Consider the following 21,735-nt stretch of genomic DNA (forward strand, 5'->3'; position numbering starts at 1 on the left):
GCTATGGCGGGTGCGAGATCGGCCACAGCCCGCGAAGCCCGCCCATGAAGATCACCCAAGCCTTCACCTTCGAGGCCGCCCACCGGCTGCCGAACGTGCCCGAGACCCATCGCTGCCACCGGATGCACGGGCATTCCTACCGGGTCGAGCTGACGGTCGCCGGCCCGGTCGATCCCCATACCGGCTGGGTGATCGACTTCTACGACATCGAATCGATCTTCGGCCCGCTGCTGGCGCGCCTCGACCACCATTGCCTCAACGAGATCGCGGGGCTGGAGAACCCCACCGCCGAGAACATCGCAGCCTGGATCTGGCAGCGCCTGCAGCCGGATCTGCCGGGCCTCGCGCTGGTGCGGGTCGCCGAGACCCCGATGTCCTGGGCCGAGTACGATGGCGCGTGAGGCGGCGATCCCCGGCGACCGCGCGGCGCTGGTCCTGTTCTCCGGCGGCCAGGATTCGGCCACGTGCCTCGCCTGGGCGCTCGACCGGTTCGACCATGTCGAGACCCTGGGCTTCGATTACGGCCAGCGCCACCGGGTCGAGCTCGACCGGCGCGCGGCACTGCGGGCGGGCACGACGCGCCTCAACCCCGCCTGGGGGTCCCGCCTCGGGGACGACCACACGCTGTCCCTCGACGCCCTCGGGCAGGTCTCGGAGACGGCGCTCACCCGGGAATCCGCGATCGGCTACGAGGCGTCGGGCCTGCCCAACACCTTCGTGCCCGGCCGCAACATCGTGTTCCTGACTTTCGCGGCGGCGCTGGCCTACCGGCGGGGCCTCCGGCACGTGGTCGGCGGCATGTGCGAGACCGACTATTCCGGCTATCCCGACTGCCGGGACGACACGATCAAGGCCCTGCAGGTGGCGCTCAACCTCGGGATGGAGCGACGCTTCGTGCTGCATACGCCGCTGATGTGGCGCGACAAGGCGCAGACCTGGGGTCTCGCCGAGGCCCTGGGCGGGCGGGCGCTGGTCGAGCTGATCGTCGAGGAGAGCCACACCTGCTACCTCGGGGAGCGCGGACAGCGTCATCCCTGGGGCTACGGCTGCGGCACCTGCCCGGCCTGCCGGCTGCGGGCGGACGGCTACGCGCGGTTCATCGCGGCCTGAGCCCCTCCACCAGCACCGCCAGCGTCCCCCGGAAGGCGGCGGGGCTCGCGAACAGCCGCTCCATCAGCAGCGCCCCCTCCAGGGTGGCGACGACGTAGCGGGCGAGCGCCGCCGGATCCGCGCCGTCGCGGACGCTGCCGTCGGCCTGGCCCGCCCGCAGGATCGTCTCCAGCCACGCGAGGTGATCCGTGAAGAAGGCCGCGATGTCCTGGCGCAGTCGTTCGGGCAGGGCCTCGCCCTCGATGGCCAGCGCCGCGCAGAGGCAGCCGAGCCCCTGCTCGACACCGCCGAGGTAGAGCCGGCCATAGGCCTCCACCCGGCCCGGACCGTCGGGTACGTCGCGGCGGATCGCCTCGAGGGCGGCGGCGTAGCGGGCCGCGTAGGCCGCCACCAGGGCGGCCCCGAGATCCACCTTGGTGGGGAAGTGATGGTGGATGCTCGCCTTGCGGATGCCCACCGCCTCCGCGAGGTCGGCGTAGCTGAACCCGGCATAGCCCCGGCCCCGGACCAGAGTCTCGGCCTGCATCAGCAATTCGGCGCGGGTGTCCCTCATCGCGAACCTCGTCTCCCGGAGCGGGTCACGCGAACGTGCGACCCGCCCATGTCCCACCGCCTGTCTGTCACTTGACGGTCCCTGAATCTACCTACTTAATGGTAGACAACAAGATTGGGAGGGTTCGGCATGACGGCCTCCGCCGTCGATCCGTGGGAATCCGCCGTCGCGGGCCGCAGCACCGTGTCGCGGCGCGGCGCATTGTTCGGCGGCCTGTGCCTGTGCTGCCTGCCGACCCTGGGCCGCGCGGCCGAATCCTTCACGATGGAGGAGGTCGGCCCCGGCATCTTCGTGCGGAAAGGGCTCATCGCCGACGCGACGGCCGAGAATGCCGACGCCATCGCCAATGTCGGCTTCATCGTCGGCAAGAACGGCGTGCTGGTGACGGAATCCGGCGGCAGCCTCGCCGACGGCCAGTGGCTGCGCGCCGAGATCGGCAAGCGCACGCAGAAGCCGATCACCCACGTGGTGCTGACCCATGTCCATCCGGACCACGTGTTCGGGGCAGGGGCCTTCATGCAGGACAAGCCGGTCTTCGTCGGACACGCCAAGCTGACCGAGGCGCTGTCCGCCCGGGGCGAGTTCTACCGCAAGCGCCTGATCGACCTCCTCGGCGAGGACCGGACCGGGCCGGTGGTCTACCCGACGCTGTCCGTCGCCGACACGGCCGAGATCGATCTCGGCGACCGCCGCCTGACCTTTACGGCGCACGGGGCCGCCCACACCACCTCGGACCTGTCGATGATCGACTCCGGCAGCGGCCTGCTGTTTCCGGCCGATCTGCTGTTCGTGAACCGGATCCCGTCCCTCGACGGCAGCCTCCGGGGCTGGCTCAAGGAGGCCGAGCGGCTCAAGGGCATGGGCGCGACCCGCGCGGTCCCGGGCCACGGCCCCGTCGCGGTGGACCTCGCCCCGGCGCTCGCCGACCTCACCGGCTACCTGACCGCGCTCCGCGACGGCACACGGGCGGCGATCGCCAAGGACGTCTCCATCGAGAAGGCGGTATCGAGCGTCGCCGCGGATCAGCGGGACAAGTGGGCCCTGTTCGAGACCTACAACGGCCGCAACGTCACCGTGGCCTATCAGGAACTCGAGTGGGAATAGAGTTTCGGATCCCCATATCTGATGACTACGGGAGGCACGCCATGACCCACCGGATCGGAAAGACACTCTCCAACCTCGCACTCGGCGTCGCCCTAGCGGCCACCGCCCTGGCGGGACCCCTCGTCCACGGTGCGCAGGCCGCCGGCGCCTCCGACACCGAGCAGGAGCGGGCGGCCCGGTGGCAGGAGATCGCCAAGTCGATCTTCGGCGACCGCCAGATCGCGCCCACCGACACCCTGGTGAAGATCGACGCGCCGGCCCGGGCGCTGGACGCCGCCCTCGTGCCGATCACCCTGACCATGCCCAAGGACGGGCAGATCAAGGCGGTCTCGCTGATCATCGACGACAACCCGGCGCCCTACGCGGCCAAGTTCGAGTTCGGCCCGGCCGCCGACACGTCGGAGCTGAAGCTGCGCGTGCGGGTGAACAACTACACCGACATGCACGCGGTGGTGGAGACCCAGGACGGCAAGCTCTACGAGGCCAAGCAGTTCGTGAAGGCCTCCGGCGGCTGCTCGGCCCCCATGGGCATGAGCGACGAGGAGGCGATGAAGGGCATGGGCGACATGCGGATGAAGTTCGCCGAGACCGCACCCGGCAAGCCCGTTGAGGCGACCCTGATGGTCCGCCACCCGAACTTCTCCGGCATGCAGATGAACCAGGTCACCCGCGACTTCACGCCGGCCCGCTACATCGACAAGCTCACCGTCTCGGCCGGCGACCAGACGGTGTTCACCATGACGGGCGACATCTCGATCTCCTCGAACCCGGTGATCAACTTCGCGTTCAAGCCGGACGGCAAGCCGATCCAGGTGGCGGCCTCGGACAACCAGGGCGGCCGCTGGCAGCACAGCTTCACCCCGCCGAGCCCGACGAACTGACCATGCGCCGCTTCATCCTGGCCGGCCGGGCCGCGGCGGCCTGTGTCGCACTCCTGTGCCTCGCGGCCGCGCCGGCCGATTCTCCGGTCAACGTGCCGGAGCCCGAGGGGCTCTATGCCGGGCCGCCGAAGGGCTACACGCCGCCGACCCTGAAGGGGGCCGCGGTGATCGACGCCGACGGCCTCGCCGCCCTGATGGCGGGGCCGGACAAGCCGGTGCTGATCGACGTGGCGGCGCCGGACCGCAAGCCGTCGAACTTCCCCGCAGGCCGACTCTGGCTGCCGGTGCATCCCTCGATCCCCGGGGCGGTCTGGATGCCGGAGGCCGGAGCGGAGCCCCTGGCGGCCGAGCGCGAGGCTCTGTTCTACGCGCGGGTCGCGGCGTTGACCGGCGGCGACACGGCCAAGCCCGTCGTGGTGTTCTGCCACGTGGAGTGCTGGGGCAGCTGGAACGCCGGCAAGCGGCTGGTGCTGAAGGGTTATACCGGCGTGCGCTGGTTTCCCGAGGGCGTCGAGGGCTGGCAGGAGACGCATGAGACCGCGAACCTGCGCGTCGATCCGGACTGGAAAGCGGCCACCGAGCCGCAGGCGGGGCGCTGACCGGGAGCGTCGGGCGGTGTAAGGACGGGTGCGGACCGAACGCTTCACACGGAGGCGCCCCCTCGCCCATGCGGGCGAGATCGGGTGAAGGATCGGGTCGATCCGGAGCGCCCATCTCCGTGACCTCGTCCCTCCGCCGCACGGAAGCGGGGATCCGCCCTCCACCGGGGCGCCGAAAGGGATCTGAACCATGTCGCAGGTCGTGCAGTCCCGCCGGCTCCGGGCGATCGATATCGGCAAGCGCAAGGCCGAGGGGCGCAAGATCACCGCGCTCACCGCCTACCATGCCCACACCGCCGGGATCGTCGATCCCTATTGCGACTTCATCCTGGTGGGCGATTCCCTCGGCATGGTCATGCACGGGATGGAATCGACCATTCCCGTGACCCTGGAGATGATGATCCTGCAGGCGCAGGCGGTGATCCGCGGCACCGAGAAGGCGCTGGTCGTCGTCGACATGCCGTTCGGCTCGTACGAGGCAAGCCGGGAGCAGGCCTTCCTCAACGCCTCCCGGGTGCTGAAGGAGACCGGGGCCGGCGCGATCAAGATGGAGGGGGGCGCTCATTACGCCGAGACGGTGGCGTTCCTCGTCCAGCGCGGCGTGCCGGTGATGGGCCATATCGGCCTCACACCGCAGGCGGTGAACACGATGGGCGGCTTCAAGGTGCAGGGCCGGCTGCCCGACGACGAGCGCCGCCTCCTGGAGGACGCCCGCGCGATCTCCGAGGCGGGGGCCTTCGCGATCGTGCTGGAGGGCATCGTCGAGCCGGTGGCCCGCGCCATCGCGACCTCGCCGCGGGTGACGGCCGCCACGATCGGCATCGGCGCCTCGGCGGTGTGCGACGGGCAGATCCTGGTGCTGGAGGACATGCTCGGCCTCTCCGAGCGCACGCCGAAATTCGTCCGCCAGTTCGGGAGCCTGCGAGCCCATATCGAAGAGGCCGTGAAGGCCTACGCGGAGGAGGTCCGGGCCGGTCGGTTCCCGGCCGACGACCACACCTACGGGTAAGGCACGGCGATCCATGAACCGTCCGATCGTGCCGTCGGGTGCTCGCGCCGCGGGCCTTGTCATTGCGGTCGCGGTGTGCGCCGCCATCGCCCCACCCGGACCGGCATACGCGCTGCAAAACCCCGCCTCCGCGTTCTGCGCGACGATGGGCGGACAGTCGGTCCCCGCGACACTGGCGGATGGGAGCGCGATCGGGCTCTGCGCCCTTCCGGGCAGGAAGATCGTCGAGGAATGGACACTGTACCGGATGCTCCGCGGCATGAAGCCGAGGCCTGACACCAACCCGTTCCGCTAGCCCAGCTCCGGCCGGGCGCATCCGAGCCGCGGGCGCTCGGTCCCTGTCGAGGATGCCGGGACGGCAGACGGGGCGCAGTCCGGGCCGGGCGCGGGCCGGCGTGATTGATTTCGCCGGTCGGACAGTGCCACTCTCGTCGCCCGAGCCCTTCCGGACGGGACCGAAGACTCATGCAGCGGGCTCGATCGCGTCGGCTCCTCGCCCGCACATGCCTCGCCCTCGCCGTGCTCACATCCGGGTCCGGGGCCGGATCTGCCCAGACGGTCACGCGGGCGCAGGTCGAGGCGCGGCTGCCGGCGCTCGAAGCGATGGCGCAGCAGGCCGTCGAGGCGGGGGCCGTGCCGGGCCTCGCGATTGCCGTCGTCCACGGCGACGAGACGCTCTTTCTGAAAGGCTTCGGCCTCAGGCAGGCCGGGACGCCCGACACCGTCGACCCCGACACGGTCTTCCAGATCGCGTCCCTGTCCAAGCCCGTGACCGCGACGATCGTGGCGGCCCTGGTAGGCGAGGGGGTCGTCGACTGGGAGTCACGCGTCGCGGATCTCGATCCCGCCTTCCAGCTGCACGAGCCCTATCCGACCGCGCAGGTCACCGTGCGCGATTTCCTCAGCCATCGCAGCGGGCTGCCGGGCATCGCGGGCGACGATCTGGAGGGGATCGGCTTCGGCCGCGACGCGATCCTGCGGCGGCTGCGCCTCGTGCCGCCGGCCTCCAGCTTCCGCGCGGGCTACGCCTACAGCAATTTCGGCTTCACCGAGGGCGCGGACGCCGCCGCGAAGCCCACCGGCCAGCCCTGGGAGACCGTGGCCCGGGAGAAGCTCTTCGACCCTCTGGGGATGAAAGCCACCGGCACGACCCATGCGGCGTTCCTGAGCCGGACCAACCGCGCGGCGCTCCACGTCCGGGCCGACGGCGTCTGGACCGCCGCGGTCGCGCGGAATCCCGACGCGCAGGCGCCCGCCGGCGGCGTCAGCGCGAGCATCCGCGACCTCGCCCAGTGGCTGCGGCTGGTGATCGGCAACGGCCGCTTCGCGGGACGGCAGCAGATCGCGGCAGAGGCGCTGGCGCAGACGCACGCGCCGCTCATGGCCCGCGGCCGCAGTCCCGTCACCGGCGGCGCCACGTTCTACGGGCTTGGCTGGACCATCGCGTACGACCGCCACGGCCTCGTCTGGGGTCATGCGGGCGCCTTCAGCGCCGGCGCGCAGACCCTCGTGTCGATCCATCCGGAGGCCGGCTTCGGCATCCTCGTCCTGACGAACGGCTTCCCGTCCGGCGTGCCGGAGGGGCTCGCCGACAGCTTCGCCGACCTCGTCTTCGACGGCCGGGTCGGCCAGGACTGGGTGAAGGCCTGGGGCGCGGCCTACGAGAGCCTGTTCGCGCCGGGCATCGCGGCCGACACGGCGGCCTACGGCGCGCCGCCGGCCCGGGCCTCGGCGCCCCTTGCCCTCGCGGCCTATACCGGGCGCTATGCCAACGCCTATGTCGGCGACGCCGTGGTCACGGAGGCGGACGGCGTGCTGACGCTGACGCTCGGACCCGACGGCGCGCGCCGCTACCCGCTTCGGCATTTCGACCGCGATCTCTTCCTGAGCTTTCCCGACGCGGAGACGCCCGGCCGGCCCTCCGCCATCCGCTTCGCCATCGGACGCGACGGCCGGGCCGCCGCCATGACGGTGGACGCGCTCGACGCGAACGGCCTCGGGACCCTGGCGCGACGGGCGGATTGATCCCGGTCGTCAGCCCACCCGCCGCGACGGCAGCCGCAACCCCGGGGCGGGCCGCTCCAGGAGAACCTCCCGGCGGAAGCGCACGAGCCGCGCCGGACGGCCGGCGGCGCCGCTGGTGACGCTCTCGGTCTCCTCCACCAGCCCCTGCTGCGCCACGAGACGCCGGAAATTCTGCTTGTGCAGCTGCGTCCCCGACAGGGCTTCGACGGTGCGCTGGAGCTGGAGCAGAGTGAATTCCGGCGGCATCAGCTCGAACACCACCGGGCGGTACTTGATCTTGCCGCGCAGGCGCCCGATCGCGGTGGCGAGCACCCGCCGGTGGTCGAAGGCCATGGGCACGCCGGTGGGGTCGTTCGGCAGCGCCGGGCCGGCATTGCCCCGCGCCTCCGGGATCAGCCCGGCCTCGAACAGCAATTCGTAGCGCTCCAGCACGCGCTCCTCGTTCCAGGTGCCGCCATTCATGCCGAAGGTCAGGCCGAGGCGGTCCAGGCGCCGCGTCCGGGTGGCGCAGTCCTCGGGCTCCTGCGCCCAGGCGGCGAGGCGCGCCGCGATGGCATCGAGCTGGCGCGGGCGCCCCTGCCGGAAATCCTCGTAGGGCAGGTAGCGGTACCAGTTCTGCCACGCGGCCTCGGCGAGCCCGGCCGGCCGCTCCTCGCGGACGAGCGCCAGGTAGGCCACCGAGAGAGAGTGCACCCCCGACAGGGTCGCCGTGCCCGAACGGTCGCGGTCGCCGAAGGTGTAGAGCTGCTCCACGTAGCCGAGGCGCTGGTGCGTCTGCCGTTCCACCCAGGCGCGCAGGCCCCGCTCGAGGGTGGCGTGCTCGGGGACGAGGGGACCGGCCGGCAGGCCGTCGCCGCGACCCGGCGCCTGGTCCGGGACGCGGATCGTCAGGGCGCGCGGCTCCCCCCTGGTCGCGGCGACGATCACCGCGACGAGGCCTACCGAGGAGCGCTCCGGCGGGGCCTGCACCCCGCGGGCGCCCGTCTGCGCCGCGGCACCATCCATCGTCCCTCGACCGCCTCGCCCGGGGCTGCGCCATAACGGATCCTCTATAGGGGTACAGCATCGCGGCTCGTCAACGCCGCCGTATGACGCCCCAACGCCAAGTTGCTTGCCAAGGCCGCAGGCGCTGCCCAAACAGGGCGGGCCGGCGCGGGGCCGGCGGGGGCGGATCGAGCGACGACAGCGATGCCAGCGAGCGCGACTTTCCCCGCGACCCGGGACCGGGCCGTCGACCTCCGACTCTACGGCCTGCTCGACGTCGGCGTCTGTGGCGCCGACGGCGCCCGGCTGGCGCAGCTCGGTGCGGAGGCGGTGGCGGGGGGCTGCACCCTGCTCCAGTACCGCGAGAAGGACATCCCCGATGCCCGCGCCGCCCTGGCGCGGATCCGGGCGATCCTGGACGCCGTGGGCGGCCGGGTGCCGGTCCTCGTCAACGACCGCGTCGACCTCGCCCTCGCTGCCGGGGCGGATGGGGTGCATCTCGGCCAGAGCGACCTCCACCCGGCCGATGCCCGCCGCCTCCTCGGGGAGGGCGCGATCATCGGCCTCACCCTCAAGAAGCCCGCCCAGGCGGACGAGCTGTACCGGCTCCCCGTCGACTACGCCTGCATCGGCGGCGTGTTCGCCACCACCAGCAAGGACAATCCCGACCCGCCGGTGGGTCTCGACGGGTTCGCCAGCATCGCCTTCCGCGCCCGACTCGCCCGCGGGGCCGGCCTGCCCCTCGGCGCCATCGCGGGGATCGGCCTCGACAACGCCGCCTCCGTGATCGCCGCGGGGGCGGACGGCGTCGCGGTGATCACCGCGCTGTTCGGCGCGGAGCCGGTGCGCCAGCGCGCCCGCGACCTGCGGGCGCGGATCGATGCCGCCCTGGCGGAACGGGCGGGCGCGCGATGAGCGCCCCTCCGCCCATCGCGGTGACGATCGCGGGCTCGGATTCCGGCGGCGGCGCCGGCATCCAGGCAGACCTGAAGACCTTCTCGGCGCTGGGCGTCTACGGCGCCAGCGTGATCACGGCCCTGACGGCGCAGAACACGAAGGGCGTCCAGGGCATCCACGACGTGCCGGCGGATTTCGTCGCCCGGCAGATCGACAGCGTGTTCTCCGACCTCGCGGTCGCGGCCGTGAAGATCGGCATGCTGTCCCGGCCGGCGGTGATCGCCGCGGTGGCCGAGGGCCTCGCACGCCACGCCGGGGCGATCCCGATCGTCCTCGATCCCGTGATGGTCGCCACCAGCGGCGACCGGCTGATCACCGACGACGCCGTGGCGACGCTCCGCGAGCGGCTTCTGCCGCGGGCGGACCTGATCACCCCCAACCTGCCGGAGGCGGCGGTGCTGCTCGGCGAGGCCGTCGCCGAAGACGCCGCGACGGTGGTGGCCCAGGCGCGGCGGCTCTTGGCGCTCGGTGCCCGGGCGGTCCTGATCAAGGGCGGCCACGGCGCCGGGCGCGAGAGCATCGACCATCTCGTCACGGCGGACGGAACCCTGCGGACTCTGGCGGCGCCGCGGATCGCGACGGCCAACACCCACGGCACCGGCTGCACGCTCTCGGCCGCGGTGGCGGCGGGGCTCGCCCACGGCCTGAACCTTCCGGAAGCGGTGGCGGACGCCAAGGATTACCTCACGGCCGCCCTCGCCGCGGCGGACCGCCTGTCGATCGGGACCGGGCACGGGCCGGTGCACCACTTCCACGCCGTCTGGCCGTAGACCGACCCGAAGCCGCTGCTTTCCGGTGCGGGAGGCACCCGTCGCCTTGCACCCGGGCAGCGATTGCGTTTGAAGAAGCGTACGATCGTTCGGATAACGGAACGGCGCAGGCGGACCGGTGACGATGCAGGATCAGGCGGAACGGCCCGAAAAGGCGCGCGGGCGCGACCTGCTGACCGGCGCGCAGGTGCTGTCCGGCCAGCTCGGCAAAACCATCCAGCGGTTGCGCAAGGCCTACAATCTCTCGCTCTCAGAACTGGCCGAGCAGTCGGGCGTAGCGAAGTCGATCATCAGTCAGATCGAGCGCAACGAGACCAACCCGACCCTGGCGACGATCTGGCGGCTCTCCCAGGCGCTCGACGTCTCCATCGAGCGGGTGCTGGCGGCGGGCGACGAGGAACCGTTCATCGAGAAGACCTCCCGGGCGGACACGCCGATCCTCGTCTCCGAGGACGGGAAGGTGCGGCTCGCGATCATCGGCTGGCTCAAGACGATCGAGTGGCTGCAATGGTACGAGGTCACCGCGGATTTCGGCGGCGTCCTCGATTCCGACCCGCATCAGCGCGGCTCGGTGGAGTCGCTGTCGGTCACCGAGGGGGCGTTCGAGGTCGAGATCGGCGGTGTCGTGCAGCGGGCGCGGGTCGGCGAGACCCTGCGCTACCGCTGCGACCGGCCCCACCTCGTGCGCTGCACCGACGGGCCAGCCCGCGCCACCATGGTGGTCATTCTGAAGGCCGCCGTGATGGAGTGAGCGGCCTCACGGGCGCGCGGCGCCCGGCGCGGTCGCCAGGAGGGCGCGCTTCGCCAGGAGGGCGCGCTCGCGGTAGTCCCGCGGGCTCAGGCCGTAGCGTGCCTTGAAGCGCCGGGAAAAATGCGGCTGGCTCGCGAAGCCGCAGCCGAAGGCCAGGATGCCGAGCGGCATGTGGAGCAGGCCCGGATCGGCCAAGCGCGTGGCCGCCACCTGCAGCCTGCGGCTCCAGATCCAGTCGGAGACGTGCTGGCCGCGTTCGTGGACAAGGTCCTGAAGCCGCCGCAGCGACACGCCGGCCGCCGCCGCCAGTCGGGTCGGGTCCAGGGCCGGGTCGTGGAGGTTGGCCTCGAGATAGGCCTTCGCGCTCTGGAGCGCGACGCTGCCTTGAGCCGATTGCGGCGTGCCCTGCGCGAGCCGCTCCGCGAGGCTGGCGACGACGAGGTCGAGCCCGGCCGCGACCATGCGCTCGGCCGCCTGCGGCGTCAGCCGATCGGCCTCGCTGAGCAGGCTCCCCAGGAACGACCGGGTCAAGGTCGCGATCGGCAGGTCGCCGCCCACGGTCACGCCGGCGAACCGACTGGCGGAGCCCAACTCGTCCTCGAGCCGCTCCCGCGGGATCCCGACAGCCAGGACCTCGCTGTAGCCGGTGTGTTCGATGGTCCAGGGGGCGTTCGCGTCGCGGATCGAGAAGTCGCCGATCCTGTCCGTGCCCGACCGATCGTATTGGTCGGCCCGCACGGAACCCGTGAGCACCGTGCTCAGGAAGAGATGATCGGTCTTGTTGTTCTCGTGCCGGAGCGTCCGCGGCGTTGTCACCGCACGCAGGTTGCGCAACGCGAACTTCGTGAACAGCAATCCGCCGATACTTGCCCCTTCGATCGTCGCGTCGAACGGTTCGTCGTTCGGACAGTTTTGGGCCATCGGGACGAGACGATCTTCGCAGACTTCTCGCCAAAGGCGAAACCGATCTTTCTCCACTATGCTTTGGGTTGAAAATATCGTCTGCATCACTGCAGAATTATGGGCGCGCCGGATGAGATCTGCAACCGCGGGTGTTCGATAGACGCATGCCCAACCGACGCGGCGCGCGGATCGATTTGTCGAGTCCGTGATGGTCGGCCATCGCCGCGAGTGCCGCAGCGGCCACGACGGATCGTCAGGCGGTGCAACCGGCCGGCGGCCTCGGCGGACGGGGCGCCCGAGAGCTGCGCCCAGTCCTCACCGTCCCGTATTCACCCAGCGCACCACGTCGGCGAGGACGGTCACCAGCGCCTGGTCGAGGGCGCGGGCGCCGCTGCCGGCGTCGATCTTCGACACCGGCACCCGCGCCGTGAAGATCCGGGCCGCGGCCACCTTGCCGGTGCCGTCGGCCACGAGCTTCAACGACAGGTCGACCACCGCCTCGCCGGTCGCCGCCTGGACGTCGAAGGCGCGGATTTCGCTGATCAGCTGATAGTCGGCGGCGATCTTGTCGCCCGGCCGGCTCACCGAGCGCAGCCGCCCGGAATTCTCGAGGCTCTGGATGATGCGCGTCTGGATCAGGCGCGGCAGCCGATCGGCCCACTGGCCGCCGCCCAGGAAGGCGAGGGCACCCCCGGGCTCGCGCACGATGATCCGGTCGGCCTCGAAGGGCTGGATCCCCACCGGCTCCGAGACCACGATCGAGCGCCCGGCCGCGATGGGCCGGCTGCTTGGGGGCAGGGCCGCGAGGTCGAAGGTGAGGGGCACCGCACCGCCGCCGCAGCCGCCCAGGGGGGCGGAGAGCAGCGCGGCGGCGAGGATGTGGGACGACCGGACCATACACATGACCTGAAGGACCCCGCCGACGGACGGCGGAGCTGTAAAAGCTATGCGGTTAAAACTAATCCGCTGCGGCGTCGGTGCCGTGCGCCGGGACACATCGGCCCGGCACTGCACGCTTTCAGCGACCACCGTTGTATTCGGGCAACGACGGCTTGCCGCCGAAGATCACCTGGCTCGGGTCCCGCTCCAGGCTGCGCACCGTGCGGTTGAGGGTGCTAAGGGTCCGCTGCCCATCCCCCGACAGGGCCTCCACCTCCCGGCGGCCGCTGCCGCTGAGGCGGCCGAAATTGGTCGTGATGCTCGCGGTGCGCTTGTCGAGGTTCTCCGACATGGTCCGGAACGCCTTGCCGGCGTCGCGCACCGAGACCGCCGCCGCGCGGATCTCCGCGAAGGTGCTGGAGCCCTCCTGGCCAGAGGCCGAACCCAGGAAGCCCTGGGCGCCGTTGAGCACCGCGTCGATCTTGTCGGCCGAGGCGTTGAGCTTGGCGGCGAGGGTGCGGGCATCGTGCAGACCGGCCTCGATGTCGGGGCTGGCCTTGGACAGGGCCGCGGAGAAGCGGTCGGCGTTGTCGACCACGCGGCCGAGCTTGGCGCCGTCCACCGCCTTGACCAGGGCGGAGATGTTGGGGCCGGCATCGGCCAGCGTCTTCGAGAAGGTCTCGACATTGGTGAGCGAGCGATTGATCGCCCCCTCGTTGGCGGAGACGAGCCGGTCGAGGCGGGCCATCATGTCGTCGGCCCGCTGCGCCACTTGGCGCGCCAGCGCCATCATGTCCTGCATGTCGGAGGAATCGGCGAAGATGGTCGGCGGCTCGCCGTTGGCCATCGGGGTCAGCACCGGCGCGTCGGCGTTGCCGCCCGACAGGGAGATCACCGAGACGCCGGTGAGCATCGCCGAGTCGAGGCGGGCGCGGGTGTCGGCCCGGAGCGGGGTCGCGGGGTCGACCTTGATCGTGGCGAGCACCCGGCGGGGATCCTGCGGGGCGAGGCGGATATCGGTGACCTCGCCGACCTTGATGCCGTTGAAGTTCACGCTCGAGCCGCGCGACAGCCCCCCGACCGAGCCGGAGAAAACGATGCGGACGATCTGGCTGACCTGCCGCGACGAGCCGCCGGAGAGCCACAGCACGGTGCCGAAGCCCGCCAGGATGACAGCGATGGTGAAGGCCCCGATGAGGGCGTAGTTCGCGCGGGTTTCCATGCGCTCAACCTGCGGTTCTGGCCGGCGGAGATCCGGCCGGGCCTGGAGCCCCGGCTCCCGGAAGGGAGCGGGGCGGGATCTGGGTGGGGCGGCGATCGGGCATCGAGGCAGGCATCGGGTCAGGCATGAGCCGAGGCGCCGCCCGTGGCGATGGTCCGGGCGCGCTTGCCGTGGAAGTAGGAACGCAGCCAGGGATGGTTGCTCGCCAGCATCTCGTCGATCGTGCCGGCGGCGATGATCTGGCCGTCGCCGAGCGCCGCGATGCGGTCGCAGGCGGTGTAGAGGCTGTCGAGGTCGTGGGTGACCATGAAGACGGTCAGCCCCAGCGTCTCCTTGAGGGTCGAGACGAGGTCGTCGAACTCGCCCGCGCCGATCGGGTCGAGGCCCGAGGTCGGCTCGTCGAGGAACAGGATCTCGGGATCGAGGGCGAGCGAGCGGGCGAGCGCCGCGCGCTTGATCATGCCGCCCGACAGTTCCGAGGGGAGCTTGTCGGCGGCGTCGGGCTTGAGGCCGACCATCTCGATCTTGAGCCGGGCGAACTCGTCGAGCAGGCGCTCGGACAGGTTCAGGTGCTCGCGCATGGGCACCTGGATATTCTGCTTCACGGTGAGCGCCGAGAACAGGGCGCCCTGCTGGAACAGCACGCCCCAGCGCTGCTCCATCCGCCGCCGCTCCGCGTAGGAGAGTTCGTCGACGTCGCGGCCGAACACCTCGATGGTCCCCGCGCGCTTGGGGTTGAGGCCCAGGATCGTCCGGGTGAGCACCGACTTGCCCTGGCCCGAGGGCCCGACGAAGCCCAGGATCTCGCCGGGGCGGATGTCGAGGCTCAGGCCCTTCAGGATGTTGCGGTCGCGGAAGCCGACCACGAGGTCGCGCACGCGGATGATCGGGGCGGGGGCGGTCATCGGAGCGCCTCAGAAGTCGATCGCGGCGAAGAACACCGCGAACAGGCCATCGAGGACGATGACCATGAAGATGGATTTCACCACCGACGCGGTGACGTGGCGGCCGAGCGATTCCGCCGAGCCCTCGACGGCGAAGCCCTCGATCGTGGCGATCACCCCGATGGTCAGCGCCATGAACGGCGCCTTGATCAGGCCGACCATGACGTGGTGAACGCCCACCGCCGCCTGGAGCCGGACCAGGAACTGGTCGAGGGTCAGGCCGCCGTAGAGCATCGCGGTGAGGCCCCCGCCGGCCAAAGCCGCGATGTCGCCGATCAGCGTCAGCATCGGCAGGCCGATCATCAGGGCGAGGACCCGGGGCACGATCAGGATCTCGACGGGGTCGAGGCCCATGACCCGGAGCGCGTCGACCTCCTCGCGCATCCGCATGGAGCCGATCTCGGCGGTGATCGCCGAGCCCGAGCGGCCCGCGACCATGATCGAGGTGAGCAGCACGCCCATCTCGCGCAGGATCAGCAGGCCGATCAGGTTGACCACGAAGGTCTGGGCGCCGAAGCGCTGGAGCTGGAAGATGCCCTGCTGAGCCACGATGCCGCCCACCAGGAACGAGATCAGCACGATGATCGGCGTGCCGTTGAGCGCCACCTGCTGGATCTGGTTGATCAGGGCGTTGCCGCGAAACGTGCCGGGCCGCAGGGCGACGCGGCCGCAGGCGGCGATCAGCTCGCCCAGGAAGGCGAGGGCGGTGACGAATTCGTGGCCGCCCTGCACGGTCCGGCGCCCGGTGGCGTCGAGCAGGCCGACGACCGGTCCGTGGCGCCGGGGCGGCGGGGCGTCCGGATCGCGCAGGCGAACCTCGCCCAGCAGGGTGCGGTGTTCCGGCCGCGCGTTGAGATAGGTGAGGGTGCCGCCCGCCTGCTCGATCTCGGCGCGGGTCCGCTCCAGCACCCAGGCGCCGAGGGTGTCGAGGCGCTCGATGCCCGACAGGTCGACCGCCACCGGCCCGGCGCGGCCGGCCGCCGCGATGCCGGCGGCCGCAGCCTCGACGGTGGGGGCCTGGTCGGCGGTCCAGCGGCCGTCGAGCGCCAGACGGCCGTCGGCCGACCGCTCCCGCAGCGCGGCGCCGGCCAAGGCGCCGGGAACAGTGCCCTCGCTCAGCAACACCCATACTCCTCGATCGAGGCACCACCCTGCCCGGCGGTTATGACGACATTACGGTTGACGATCCGTGTCCGACGTCACCGACGGCGCGTGGCGGGAGGCCAGGGCGAGGCCCAGCCCCGCGGCGGCGAGCGGCGCCATCAGCAGGAAGGCGAGGGGTCCCCCGGCCCGGTAGGCGAGGCCGCTCCCCAGGGTCGCGACCACCGAGATCCCGGCATTGACGGCGCTGAGCGTGCCCTGAGCCCGGCCCCGGGCGCCGTCGGGGGCATAGGCCGAAACCGCCGCCATGGCACCGAGCTGCGTCGCCCCGAAGGTCAGGCCGTGGAGGCACTGGAGCGGCACCAGCGCCGCGAGGTGGTCGCCGAGGAGGAACAGGCCGATCGCCCGCAGGATCGCCGCGACGGCGCCGGCGCCGAGGAGCCGCACCGGGCTGCGCCAGGCGGCGGGCAGGGCCGGCAGGCCGGCGAACAGCGCGATCTCGGCCAGCACCCCGGTCGCCCAGAGTGCGCCGACCCAGGCCGCCGGGATCCCCTGGCTCGTCCAGTAGATGCTGCCGAACCCGTAGATCGCCCCGTGGCTCGCCTGGATCGCGGCCGCCGCGCCGATGCACAACCACAGCTTCGGCGGAAGCCGCTTCCGGACGGTGCCGTCCGCCGCCTGCGGCAGCGCCGCCACCGCGCGGCTGCGCCACGCCACGAGGGCCGCCCCCAGGGCGAGGCCGGTGAGCAGCAGCGGCACGGCCAGCCGCCCGCCGAGCGTCGAGAGAAGAGCCCCGCCCGCGAGGTTGGCGAGGAGGAAGGCGACCGAGCCCGCCATCCGGATCCGCGAATAGGCGAGGCGGGAATCGTGGCGGACGGCCGCGAGGGTGAGGTAGTCGATGCAGGGCACCAGCGGCGCGCCGGCGACGGCGTTGAGCACGATCAGCCCGGCGAGGATCGGCCACGCGATCCCCGCGGCGGCGGGCATCAGCGCGTAGGTCAGGCTGAGCGCGAGGCTGCCGAGCAGGATCAGCCGCCGGGGGCCGAGGCCGCGGTCGAGGAGGCCCATCAGCGGCGCCGTGGCGGCGATCCGGGTGGCGATCGGCAGGGCGAGGAGGACCCCGATCACCCCGGCATCGAGACCGAGGGCGTCGAGCCAGAGCGGCATGAACGGCATCGCGATGCCGATCTCGGTGAACACCACGGCGTAGAGCAGCGACAGGCGCGCCGGGCCGGACGGGCGGGGCAAGGCGGGTCTCGACGGGAGGGGCGGGGGCGGAGGCCGTCCGTAAGCACCTGTCGATAAGGGGGTGTCAAGGCCTTGAAAACATTCGCTCTCGTTCCCCCGCGTTCTCAAACTCGGTAGCGAATGTGAAGCCAAGCAGGTCAGACAACAAAAACCCTATGGCAGATCGTGCTGATCTGCTTCGTAGGTTTGCACAACCTAGAATAATCAATGGCGATGGCAAGCGGTGACAGACTTAGTGCACCGCGCGGTGCGGTTGCCTTCGATCAGGTGACCCAAATTTGGCGCATGGTACCCGCGGCGGAGCGTTGCTGCCGACCCTTCGCAGCCCCTCGGAATGTCCGCTTCCGGGCAACTCGGCTGACCGTCGCCTGCGACCGGGATGGGTGGAATATAGCCGGTCTGCTTCTGGGTAAGACAGGCGCTGAACCGGTCGTCCGGCGTGGATCAGATTTGGCGAAGGCAACCAAACTCGAAACTGCCGGATACGAAGTTCGACTATTTTGGGAGTAATCCCATTCGTTGGTAGCTTTCGATCAAATCGTCGAACAATTTCACGTTTGAACGGCTTCGCGCGATGATCTGAGCCCCGGCGACAGCAGCATAAATGGCGCGGGCCCTCAACTCACCCTCGGCTGGCGAGGCGAGTTTGGCGGCGATCAAGTGTTCGCATAGCCAAGCGGTGTTCACGTCGGCGAAAGTTTGCACCTCCTTCAACACTGGCTCGGGCAACTCGTCATGTTCCGTCGCCATGAAGCTGCTCAGACACATGCGATTGTCGCGCTCCAGGGATAGCCGGAAGATGCTCGGGTATCGCTGCAACGCTTCGGTTGGGCTTCGGGCATTCGTCGAGATGGCTTCGAGGTCGCGGGCGATGTCTTCCCAGTAGCGTCGTGCGACCGCCTCGCCGAGGATAGCTTTGGTGGCGAAGTGGTAGTTGATGCTGGCAGCCTTGATGCCGACGGTTTCCGCGAGGTCGCGGAAGTTGAGGCCGCCGTAGCCATAGGCCATCGCCGCCTCCTTGGCGGCCACAAGGATGGCCTCCCTCACATTCCCCTTTGACGTCGCTGCCATGTCCAACCTCTATCTGTCATATGGCAGGCAGGGGTTGACGGCGCAAGATCTTGGACATAGCTTACAGCCTGTCATCTGACAGACAGACTGATTGCTTCGAAAGCGAGAAGACGATGTCCGACAAGCTCAAGCTCTTTACCTCCCCCTCGGCCTTCCCCAACCCGCAGCGCCTGCGGATTTTCATGCACGAAAAGGGCATCGCTGATCGCTTCGACGAGACGATCTACGATATGTCGCCGGTTGGCGAGCAGCGGGGTTGGAAGCACCTGAAGATGAACGCCTGGGGCGAGACACCGACCCTTGCACTCACCGATGGTTCTTACCTCAGCGAGACCTCCGCCATCGCTCGCTATCTCGACGACACGTTCGAGGGCCGCAAGATTATGGGGGCGACGGCGCATGAGCGCGGTCTCGATCAGATGTGGGACAGCCGGGTGTGGGTGCACATCCTCTACCCGATCGTCACCGCCTTCCACGTTCTGCGCCAGGGATTGGGCCCGAAGCTCGAACTGACCAGCAACCCAGCCTGGGGCGAGCATTCACGTAAGGTGGCGCTGGCGCATGCCGGTCTCGTCGACCAGCATCTGGCGGATGGCCGCGATTGGCTGCTGGATGGCGATCAGCCGACGTTCTCCGACATAACGCTGGCGACGGCGATTGCGTTTTCCAAGTTTCCCGTCAACGCCACTCCGCTCGATGAGCGGTTCGAACATCTCGATGCCTTCTGGCGGCGCTGGCAGGCTCGACCGACCTTCATCGCCGCGTATGCTGACCGTAACAGCGGTGTGCCGGAGATCGACAATCGCACATGAGCGTTCGGCGGTCGGGCTGGCAACCGCCCGACCGCAATTCCGCTTTCACAGACCTTGAGCGGAGATCTGCGATGGCCGCTTTGGAGAAGCGCCGACGGCGGTCCAGTCGGCTGGGTTGGGTCGACAGCGGGACGTCTGCTTTGAGGCGAACGGCTAAGGTCTGCTTGCCACCCGCTGCAGACCCGCGAGTGGGTACCGAGCGTCAAATTCGGACCACCAGCTCAGGTCAAGCAATCCGCGCAGCTGCAGTATGCAGATAGGGGTCACTGACCGGTCGCCATACCTTATATGAACGCAGCGCGGCGACAATTTTCCGAACCCGTCGTCAACGATTTCAGGCCCGGCCCTTCGTTCGCGAGGATCGAATGGTAAATTGATCAATAATTTAGCGTTTAGCGCCCGTTAAAGGGACTCTGTCAAATTGTCGGGATCGGGCGCACCCGGGCGGGCCGCCGCCGCGCCCGCCGCCAGCGTCCGGAGAGGCCCATGTTCGGTTCCGTCATCCCGAGCGCGAATGCGTCGGCCGAGTACGAGGCGATCGAGGCGACCATCGGCGCGAGCGAGCGCGGCCGCTGGTTCCTCGCCGAGTACGCCCGGCGCAACCGGGGCGCCGAGACCGAGGTGCTGCTCGGGGCGATCGCCCGGCTGGAGCGGAGCGTCACCGCGGACCGCGGGCAGGAGGCCTTCGGTCACCTGCGCGGCAACCTCCTCGACATGGCCGACGCGATCAGCCGGACCAAGGGCGAGATCGCGGCGATCAGCGCCGCGAACAGCGAGGAGACCCGCCTGACCCAGGCCTCCCTCGCCCTGGACGCCATCGTGCGCGAGACCGAGCAGGCGACCTCCGACATCCTCGGGGCCGCCGAAGCGATCCAGGAGGCGGCCTGGACCCTGCGCGAACGCGGGGCCGACGCACAGGCCTGCGACGCCCTCGATCGCCACGCCACCGCGATCTACACGGCCTGCTCCTTTCAGGACCTGACCGCGCAGCGCACGGCCCGGATCGTCTACACGCTCCGCTACCTGGAGGACCGGGTCTCGGCGATGATCGCGATCTGGGGCGAGGAGGCGGTGCGGGTGCCGCCGCATCGGGGCGCCCGGCCGGCCGGCGAGCCGTCCGACCTGAACCAGAGCGACATCGACCGCTACATCGCCATGGACGTGCCGGCCGTCACGGCGGCCGCCCTCGTGGCTCGCCCCGGCAGCCCGGCGCTCCACGAGGATCTGGTGTTCCTGCCGGTCTCGGACGCGGCGGACGCGGCCGCCGAGGCAGCGACCGGGGCGGAGCCGGCCGTGGGCATCCTCAAGGAGCCGGCCGTCGAACCGGTCCTGAAGACGGCCCCGGAGATCCCCTCGGAGACCGAGGGGGACGCCGACGGGGGTTCCGCCGGGACGCGGCCCGTCGCCGACGCCGCCTTCGGCGAGTCGGCGATCGACCTCGCCTGGGACGACGCCGTCGCGACGCCCCCCGAGCCCGCCCTGCCGCCGGAGGAGCCGGTCATGAGCTTCGCAGAGATCGACGCCCTGACGCCGGAGCAGCGGCTGGCGCTGTTCGCCTGACGGGTCGCCCGGCAGGCGCGTCCGGGTCCGGACCCTGCTATCAGGGGCGCCCCGACAATCCCGAGACTGCGCGACCGTGGCCCTGCACCTGATCAAGCTCTGCGTCGGCCCCGCCACCATCGCCGATCTCGAAGCGCGGCAGGCCCGGTTCCGGGACGAGGCGCAGCGGGAGGGCCGGCCGGCGGACCCGTTCCACGTCACCCGGACCCTGCCCAAGCGCCACCGGGAGATCACCGGACGCGGCTCGATCTACTGGGTGATCCGTGGGACCCTGTCCTGCCGGCAGGCGATCACCGCGATCGAGCCGTTGACCGGTGCGGACGGCATCCCGCGCTGCCGCCTGGTCTTCGATCCGCGCCTCGTCCCGGTGGCGCCCCGACCCTGCCGGCCGTTCCAGGGCTGGCGCTACCTCACGGCGCGTGACGCGCCGGCCGATCTCGGAGCCGAGGCCTCGGGGGACCTCGCGGAGATGCCCGAGGCCCTGCGGCGCGAGCTGGTCGGTCTCGGCCTGCTGTGACCTTCGGCCCGCCCTGACCGAGGCTCTCCGCTCTGCGCCTGGGATCCCGAGGTGCCAGAGCGTGGCGGGGACCTCGCAGGAGCCGCCCTGCGGCACACGCCGAAGAGCCGGCCCGTCAGGCCGAGGGGGAGGGCGGGGCGCGGTTCGTCGTCCGTCCGTGCCCTGCCGGAACCGGTCTCGGCCCCGGCGGGATCCGCCCTACGCCCCGTCGAAGCGTCCGCTGGCATGGGCCAGCATCGTGTAGACCTTGCCGGTCTCGGAGGTGAGATAGGCGTCGGTCCGCTTGGCGTCGCTGTCGTTCTTGATCACGTCGCCGAGCAGACGCTCGAACTCGCTGACGTAGCGGTCGACGCTGCGGCGGAACTCCGCATCCGACCGGTACCGGCGCTGGATCTCCGCGAAGGTCGCCCGACCCTGCGGCGTGTAGATCCGCGGGTCGAACAGGTTGGGCTCGCCGCGGCGGTACCGCTCCCAGAGGTCGACCGCGGTCCGATGCTCGATCATCTTGGCGATGTCGGTCGAGATCGTGTCGAGGGCGATCCGTCCGGTCTCGGCGGCCGCCACCGCGGGCCGCCGGGCCGGCTGTGCGGGCGCTGGCGCGTCGGTGGCCGGCACCTCCTCGTCGTCGTCCAGCGAGGCGCGGGTCAGCAGGTCGGACAGCCAGCCGCGCTTGTCGCCGGCCTGCGCCGGACGGGCGGTCGCGGAGGGACGCGGCGCCTCGATCCGGGCCGCAGC

The 21,735-nt window shown here is 70.7% G+C and carries 24 protein-coding genes; 14 read left to right on the top strand and 10 right to left on the bottom strand.

The genetic code is table 11. The annotated features are described in order from the left end of the window. Positions 1 to 44 precede the first annotated feature (44 nt). Positions 45 to 401, top strand: coding sequence for a 6-carboxytetrahydropterin synthase QueD (gene queD / locus ACXJKQ_RS22575; RefSeq protein WP_457107932.1), 357 nt, complete (start codon positions 45 to 47; stop codon positions 399 to 401). Further along, positions 391 to 1,110, top strand: a complete 720-nt coding sequence (queC, locus tag ACXJKQ_RS22580) for a 7-cyano-7-deazaguanine synthase QueC (RefSeq protein WP_457107933.1) — start codon at positions 391 to 393, stop codon at positions 1,108 to 1,110. Before queD ends, queC begins: the two co-directional genes overlap by 11 nt. Here queC and ACXJKQ_RS22585 read toward each other — a convergent pair. Continuing rightward, the gene (locus tag ACXJKQ_RS22585) at positions 1,097 to 1,663 is read right to left on the bottom strand and encodes a TetR/AcrR family transcriptional regulator (RefSeq protein WP_457107934.1); all 567 of its coding nucleotides are present in this window, start codon (positions 1,661 to 1,663) and stop codon (positions 1,097 to 1,099) included. The genes queC and ACXJKQ_RS22585 overlap by 14 nt on opposite strands. Before the next feature lie 129 nt (positions 1,664 to 1,792). On the opposite strand from ACXJKQ_RS22585, the gene ACXJKQ_RS22590 reads away from it, so the two are divergent. The 6 genes from ACXJKQ_RS22590 to ACXJKQ_RS22615 all read left to right on the top strand — a co-directional run bounded on the left by ACXJKQ_RS22590 (position 1,793) and on the right by ACXJKQ_RS22615 (position 7,281). Next, positions 1,793 to 2,767, top strand: coding sequence for a quinoprotein relay system zinc metallohydrolase 2 (locus ACXJKQ_RS22590; RefSeq protein ID WP_457107935.1), 975 nt, complete (start codon positions 1,793 to 1,795; stop codon positions 2,765 to 2,767). Between the two features lie 41 nt (positions 2,768 to 2,808). Next, a complete protein-coding gene (locus ACXJKQ_RS22595) occupies positions 2,809 to 3,648 on the top strand; it encodes a quinoprotein dehydrogenase-associated SoxYZ-like carrier (RefSeq protein ID WP_457107936.1) in 840 nt (279 codons plus the stop codon). A gap of 2 nt (positions 3,649 to 3,650) precedes the next feature. Further along, complete coding sequence (locus ACXJKQ_RS22600; protein ID WP_457107937.1) at positions 3,651 to 4,247, top strand: rhodanese-like domain-containing protein; 597 nt, start codon at positions 3,651 to 3,653, stop codon at positions 4,245 to 4,247. Positions 4,248 to 4,437: 190 nt separating this feature from the next. Further along, on the top strand, positions 4,438 to 5,256 hold the full coding sequence (gene panB, locus ACXJKQ_RS22605; RefSeq protein ID WP_457107938.1) for a 3-methyl-2-oxobutanoate hydroxymethyltransferase: 819 nt from the start codon (positions 4,438 to 4,440) through the stop codon (positions 5,254 to 5,256). Positions 5,257 to 5,269: 13 nt separating this feature from the next. After that, entirely contained in the window at positions 5,270 to 5,551 is a 282-nt protein-coding gene (locus ACXJKQ_RS22610; protein WP_457107939.1) for a DUF333 domain-containing protein, read from the top strand. 170 nt (positions 5,552 to 5,721) lie between these two features. Beyond that, on the top strand, positions 5,722 to 7,281 hold the full coding sequence (locus ACXJKQ_RS22615; RefSeq protein WP_457107940.1) for a serine hydrolase: 1,560 nt from the start codon (positions 5,722 to 5,724) through the stop codon (positions 7,279 to 7,281). A 9-nt stretch (positions 7,282 to 7,290) separates the two neighbouring features. On the opposite strand, the gene ACXJKQ_RS22620 is transcribed toward ACXJKQ_RS22615, so the two are convergent. Further along, positions 7,291 to 8,286 (bottom strand): NUDIX hydrolase, encoded by a 996-nt coding sequence (locus tag ACXJKQ_RS22620; RefSeq protein ID WP_457107941.1) that lies wholly within the window; start codon positions 8,284 to 8,286, stop codon positions 7,291 to 7,293. A 183-nt stretch (positions 8,287 to 8,469) separates the two neighbouring features. On the opposite strand from ACXJKQ_RS22620, the gene thiE reads away from it, so the two are divergent. The 3 genes from thiE (at position 8,470) to ACXJKQ_RS22635 (ending at position 10,743) form a co-directional block, all read left to right on the top strand. Next, the gene (gene thiE, locus ACXJKQ_RS22625) at positions 8,470 to 9,180 is read left to right on the top strand and encodes a thiamine phosphate synthase (RefSeq protein WP_457107942.1); all 711 of its coding nucleotides are present in this window, start codon (positions 8,470 to 8,472) and stop codon (positions 9,178 to 9,180) included. Further along, positions 9,177 to 9,992, top strand: coding sequence for a bifunctional hydroxymethylpyrimidine kinase/phosphomethylpyrimidine kinase (thiD, locus tag ACXJKQ_RS22630; RefSeq protein ID WP_457107943.1), 816 nt, complete (start codon positions 9,177 to 9,179; stop codon positions 9,990 to 9,992). Before thiE ends, thiD begins: the two co-directional genes overlap by 4 nt. A 124-nt stretch (positions 9,993 to 10,116) precedes the next feature. Beyond that, on the top strand, positions 10,117 to 10,743 hold the full coding sequence (locus ACXJKQ_RS22635) for a helix-turn-helix domain-containing protein (RefSeq protein ID WP_457107944.1): 627 nt from the start codon (positions 10,117 to 10,119) through the stop codon (positions 10,741 to 10,743). Positions 10,744 to 10,749: 6 nt separating this feature from the next. Here ACXJKQ_RS22635 and ACXJKQ_RS22640 read toward each other — a convergent pair whose 3' ends face one another. From ACXJKQ_RS22640 to ACXJKQ_RS22670, 7 genes are all read right to left on the bottom strand, one after another. Next, positions 10,750 to 11,751: a helix-turn-helix domain-containing protein gene (locus ACXJKQ_RS22640; protein WP_457107945.1), complete on the bottom strand. Its 1,002-nt coding sequence runs from the start codon at positions 11,749 to 11,751 to the stop codon at positions 10,750 to 10,752. A 210-nt stretch (positions 11,752 to 11,961) separates the two neighbouring features. Next, the gene (locus ACXJKQ_RS22645; protein ID WP_457107946.1) at positions 11,962 to 12,543 is read right to left on the bottom strand and encodes an ABC-type transport auxiliary lipoprotein family protein; all 582 of its coding nucleotides are present in this window, start codon (positions 12,541 to 12,543) and stop codon (positions 11,962 to 11,964) included. A 121-nt stretch (positions 12,544 to 12,664) separates the two neighbouring features. Then, positions 12,665 to 13,747, bottom strand: coding sequence for an MlaD family protein (locus tag ACXJKQ_RS22650; RefSeq protein ID WP_457107947.1), 1,083 nt, complete (start codon positions 13,745 to 13,747; stop codon positions 12,665 to 12,667). Positions 13,748 to 13,866: 119 nt separating this feature from the next. Next, complete coding sequence (locus ACXJKQ_RS22655) at positions 13,867 to 14,652, bottom strand: ABC transporter ATP-binding protein (RefSeq protein WP_457107948.1); 786 nt, start codon at positions 14,650 to 14,652, stop codon at positions 13,867 to 13,869. Between the two features lie 9 nt (positions 14,653 to 14,661). After that, entirely contained in the window at positions 14,662 to 15,816 is a 1,155-nt protein-coding gene (locus ACXJKQ_RS22660; RefSeq protein ID WP_457107949.1) for an ABC transporter permease, read from the bottom strand. A gap of 48 nt (positions 15,817 to 15,864) precedes the next feature. Continuing rightward, complete coding sequence (locus tag ACXJKQ_RS22665) at positions 15,865 to 17,040, bottom strand: MFS transporter (protein ID WP_457107950.1); 1,176 nt, start codon at positions 17,038 to 17,040, stop codon at positions 15,865 to 15,867. Positions 17,041 to 17,535: 495 nt separating this feature from the next. Beyond that, the gene (locus tag ACXJKQ_RS22670; RefSeq protein ID WP_457107951.1) at positions 17,536 to 18,111 is read right to left on the bottom strand and encodes a TetR/AcrR family transcriptional regulator; all 576 of its coding nucleotides are present in this window, start codon (positions 18,109 to 18,111) and stop codon (positions 17,536 to 17,538) included. A 113-nt stretch (positions 18,112 to 18,224) separates the two neighbouring features. On the opposite strand from ACXJKQ_RS22670, the gene ACXJKQ_RS22675 reads away from it, so the two are divergent. The 3 genes from ACXJKQ_RS22675 to ACXJKQ_RS22685 all read left to right on the top strand — a co-directional run bounded on the left by ACXJKQ_RS22675 (position 18,225) and on the right by ACXJKQ_RS22685 (position 21,000). Further along, entirely contained in the window at positions 18,225 to 18,923 is a 699-nt protein-coding gene (locus tag ACXJKQ_RS22675; RefSeq protein WP_457107952.1) for a glutathione S-transferase family protein, read from the top strand. A gap of 486 nt (positions 18,924 to 19,409) precedes the next feature. After that, positions 19,410 to 20,483: a hypothetical protein gene (locus ACXJKQ_RS22680; protein ID WP_457107953.1), complete on the top strand. Its 1,074-nt coding sequence runs from the start codon at positions 19,410 to 19,412 to the stop codon at positions 20,481 to 20,483. 76 nt (positions 20,484 to 20,559) lie between these two features. Then, complete coding sequence (locus ACXJKQ_RS22685; protein ID WP_457107954.1) at positions 20,560 to 21,000, top strand: DUF1489 family protein; 441 nt, start codon at positions 20,560 to 20,562, stop codon at positions 20,998 to 21,000. Between the two features lie 198 nt (positions 21,001 to 21,198). On the opposite strand, the gene ACXJKQ_RS22690 is transcribed toward ACXJKQ_RS22685, so the two are convergent. Continuing rightward, a partial coding sequence (locus ACXJKQ_RS22690; protein ID WP_457107955.1) for a hypothetical protein occupies positions 21,199 to 21,735 on the bottom strand: 537 nt, incomplete at its 5' end.

It is taken from the genome of Methylobacterium sp. P5_C11 (genome assembly GCF_054049775.1).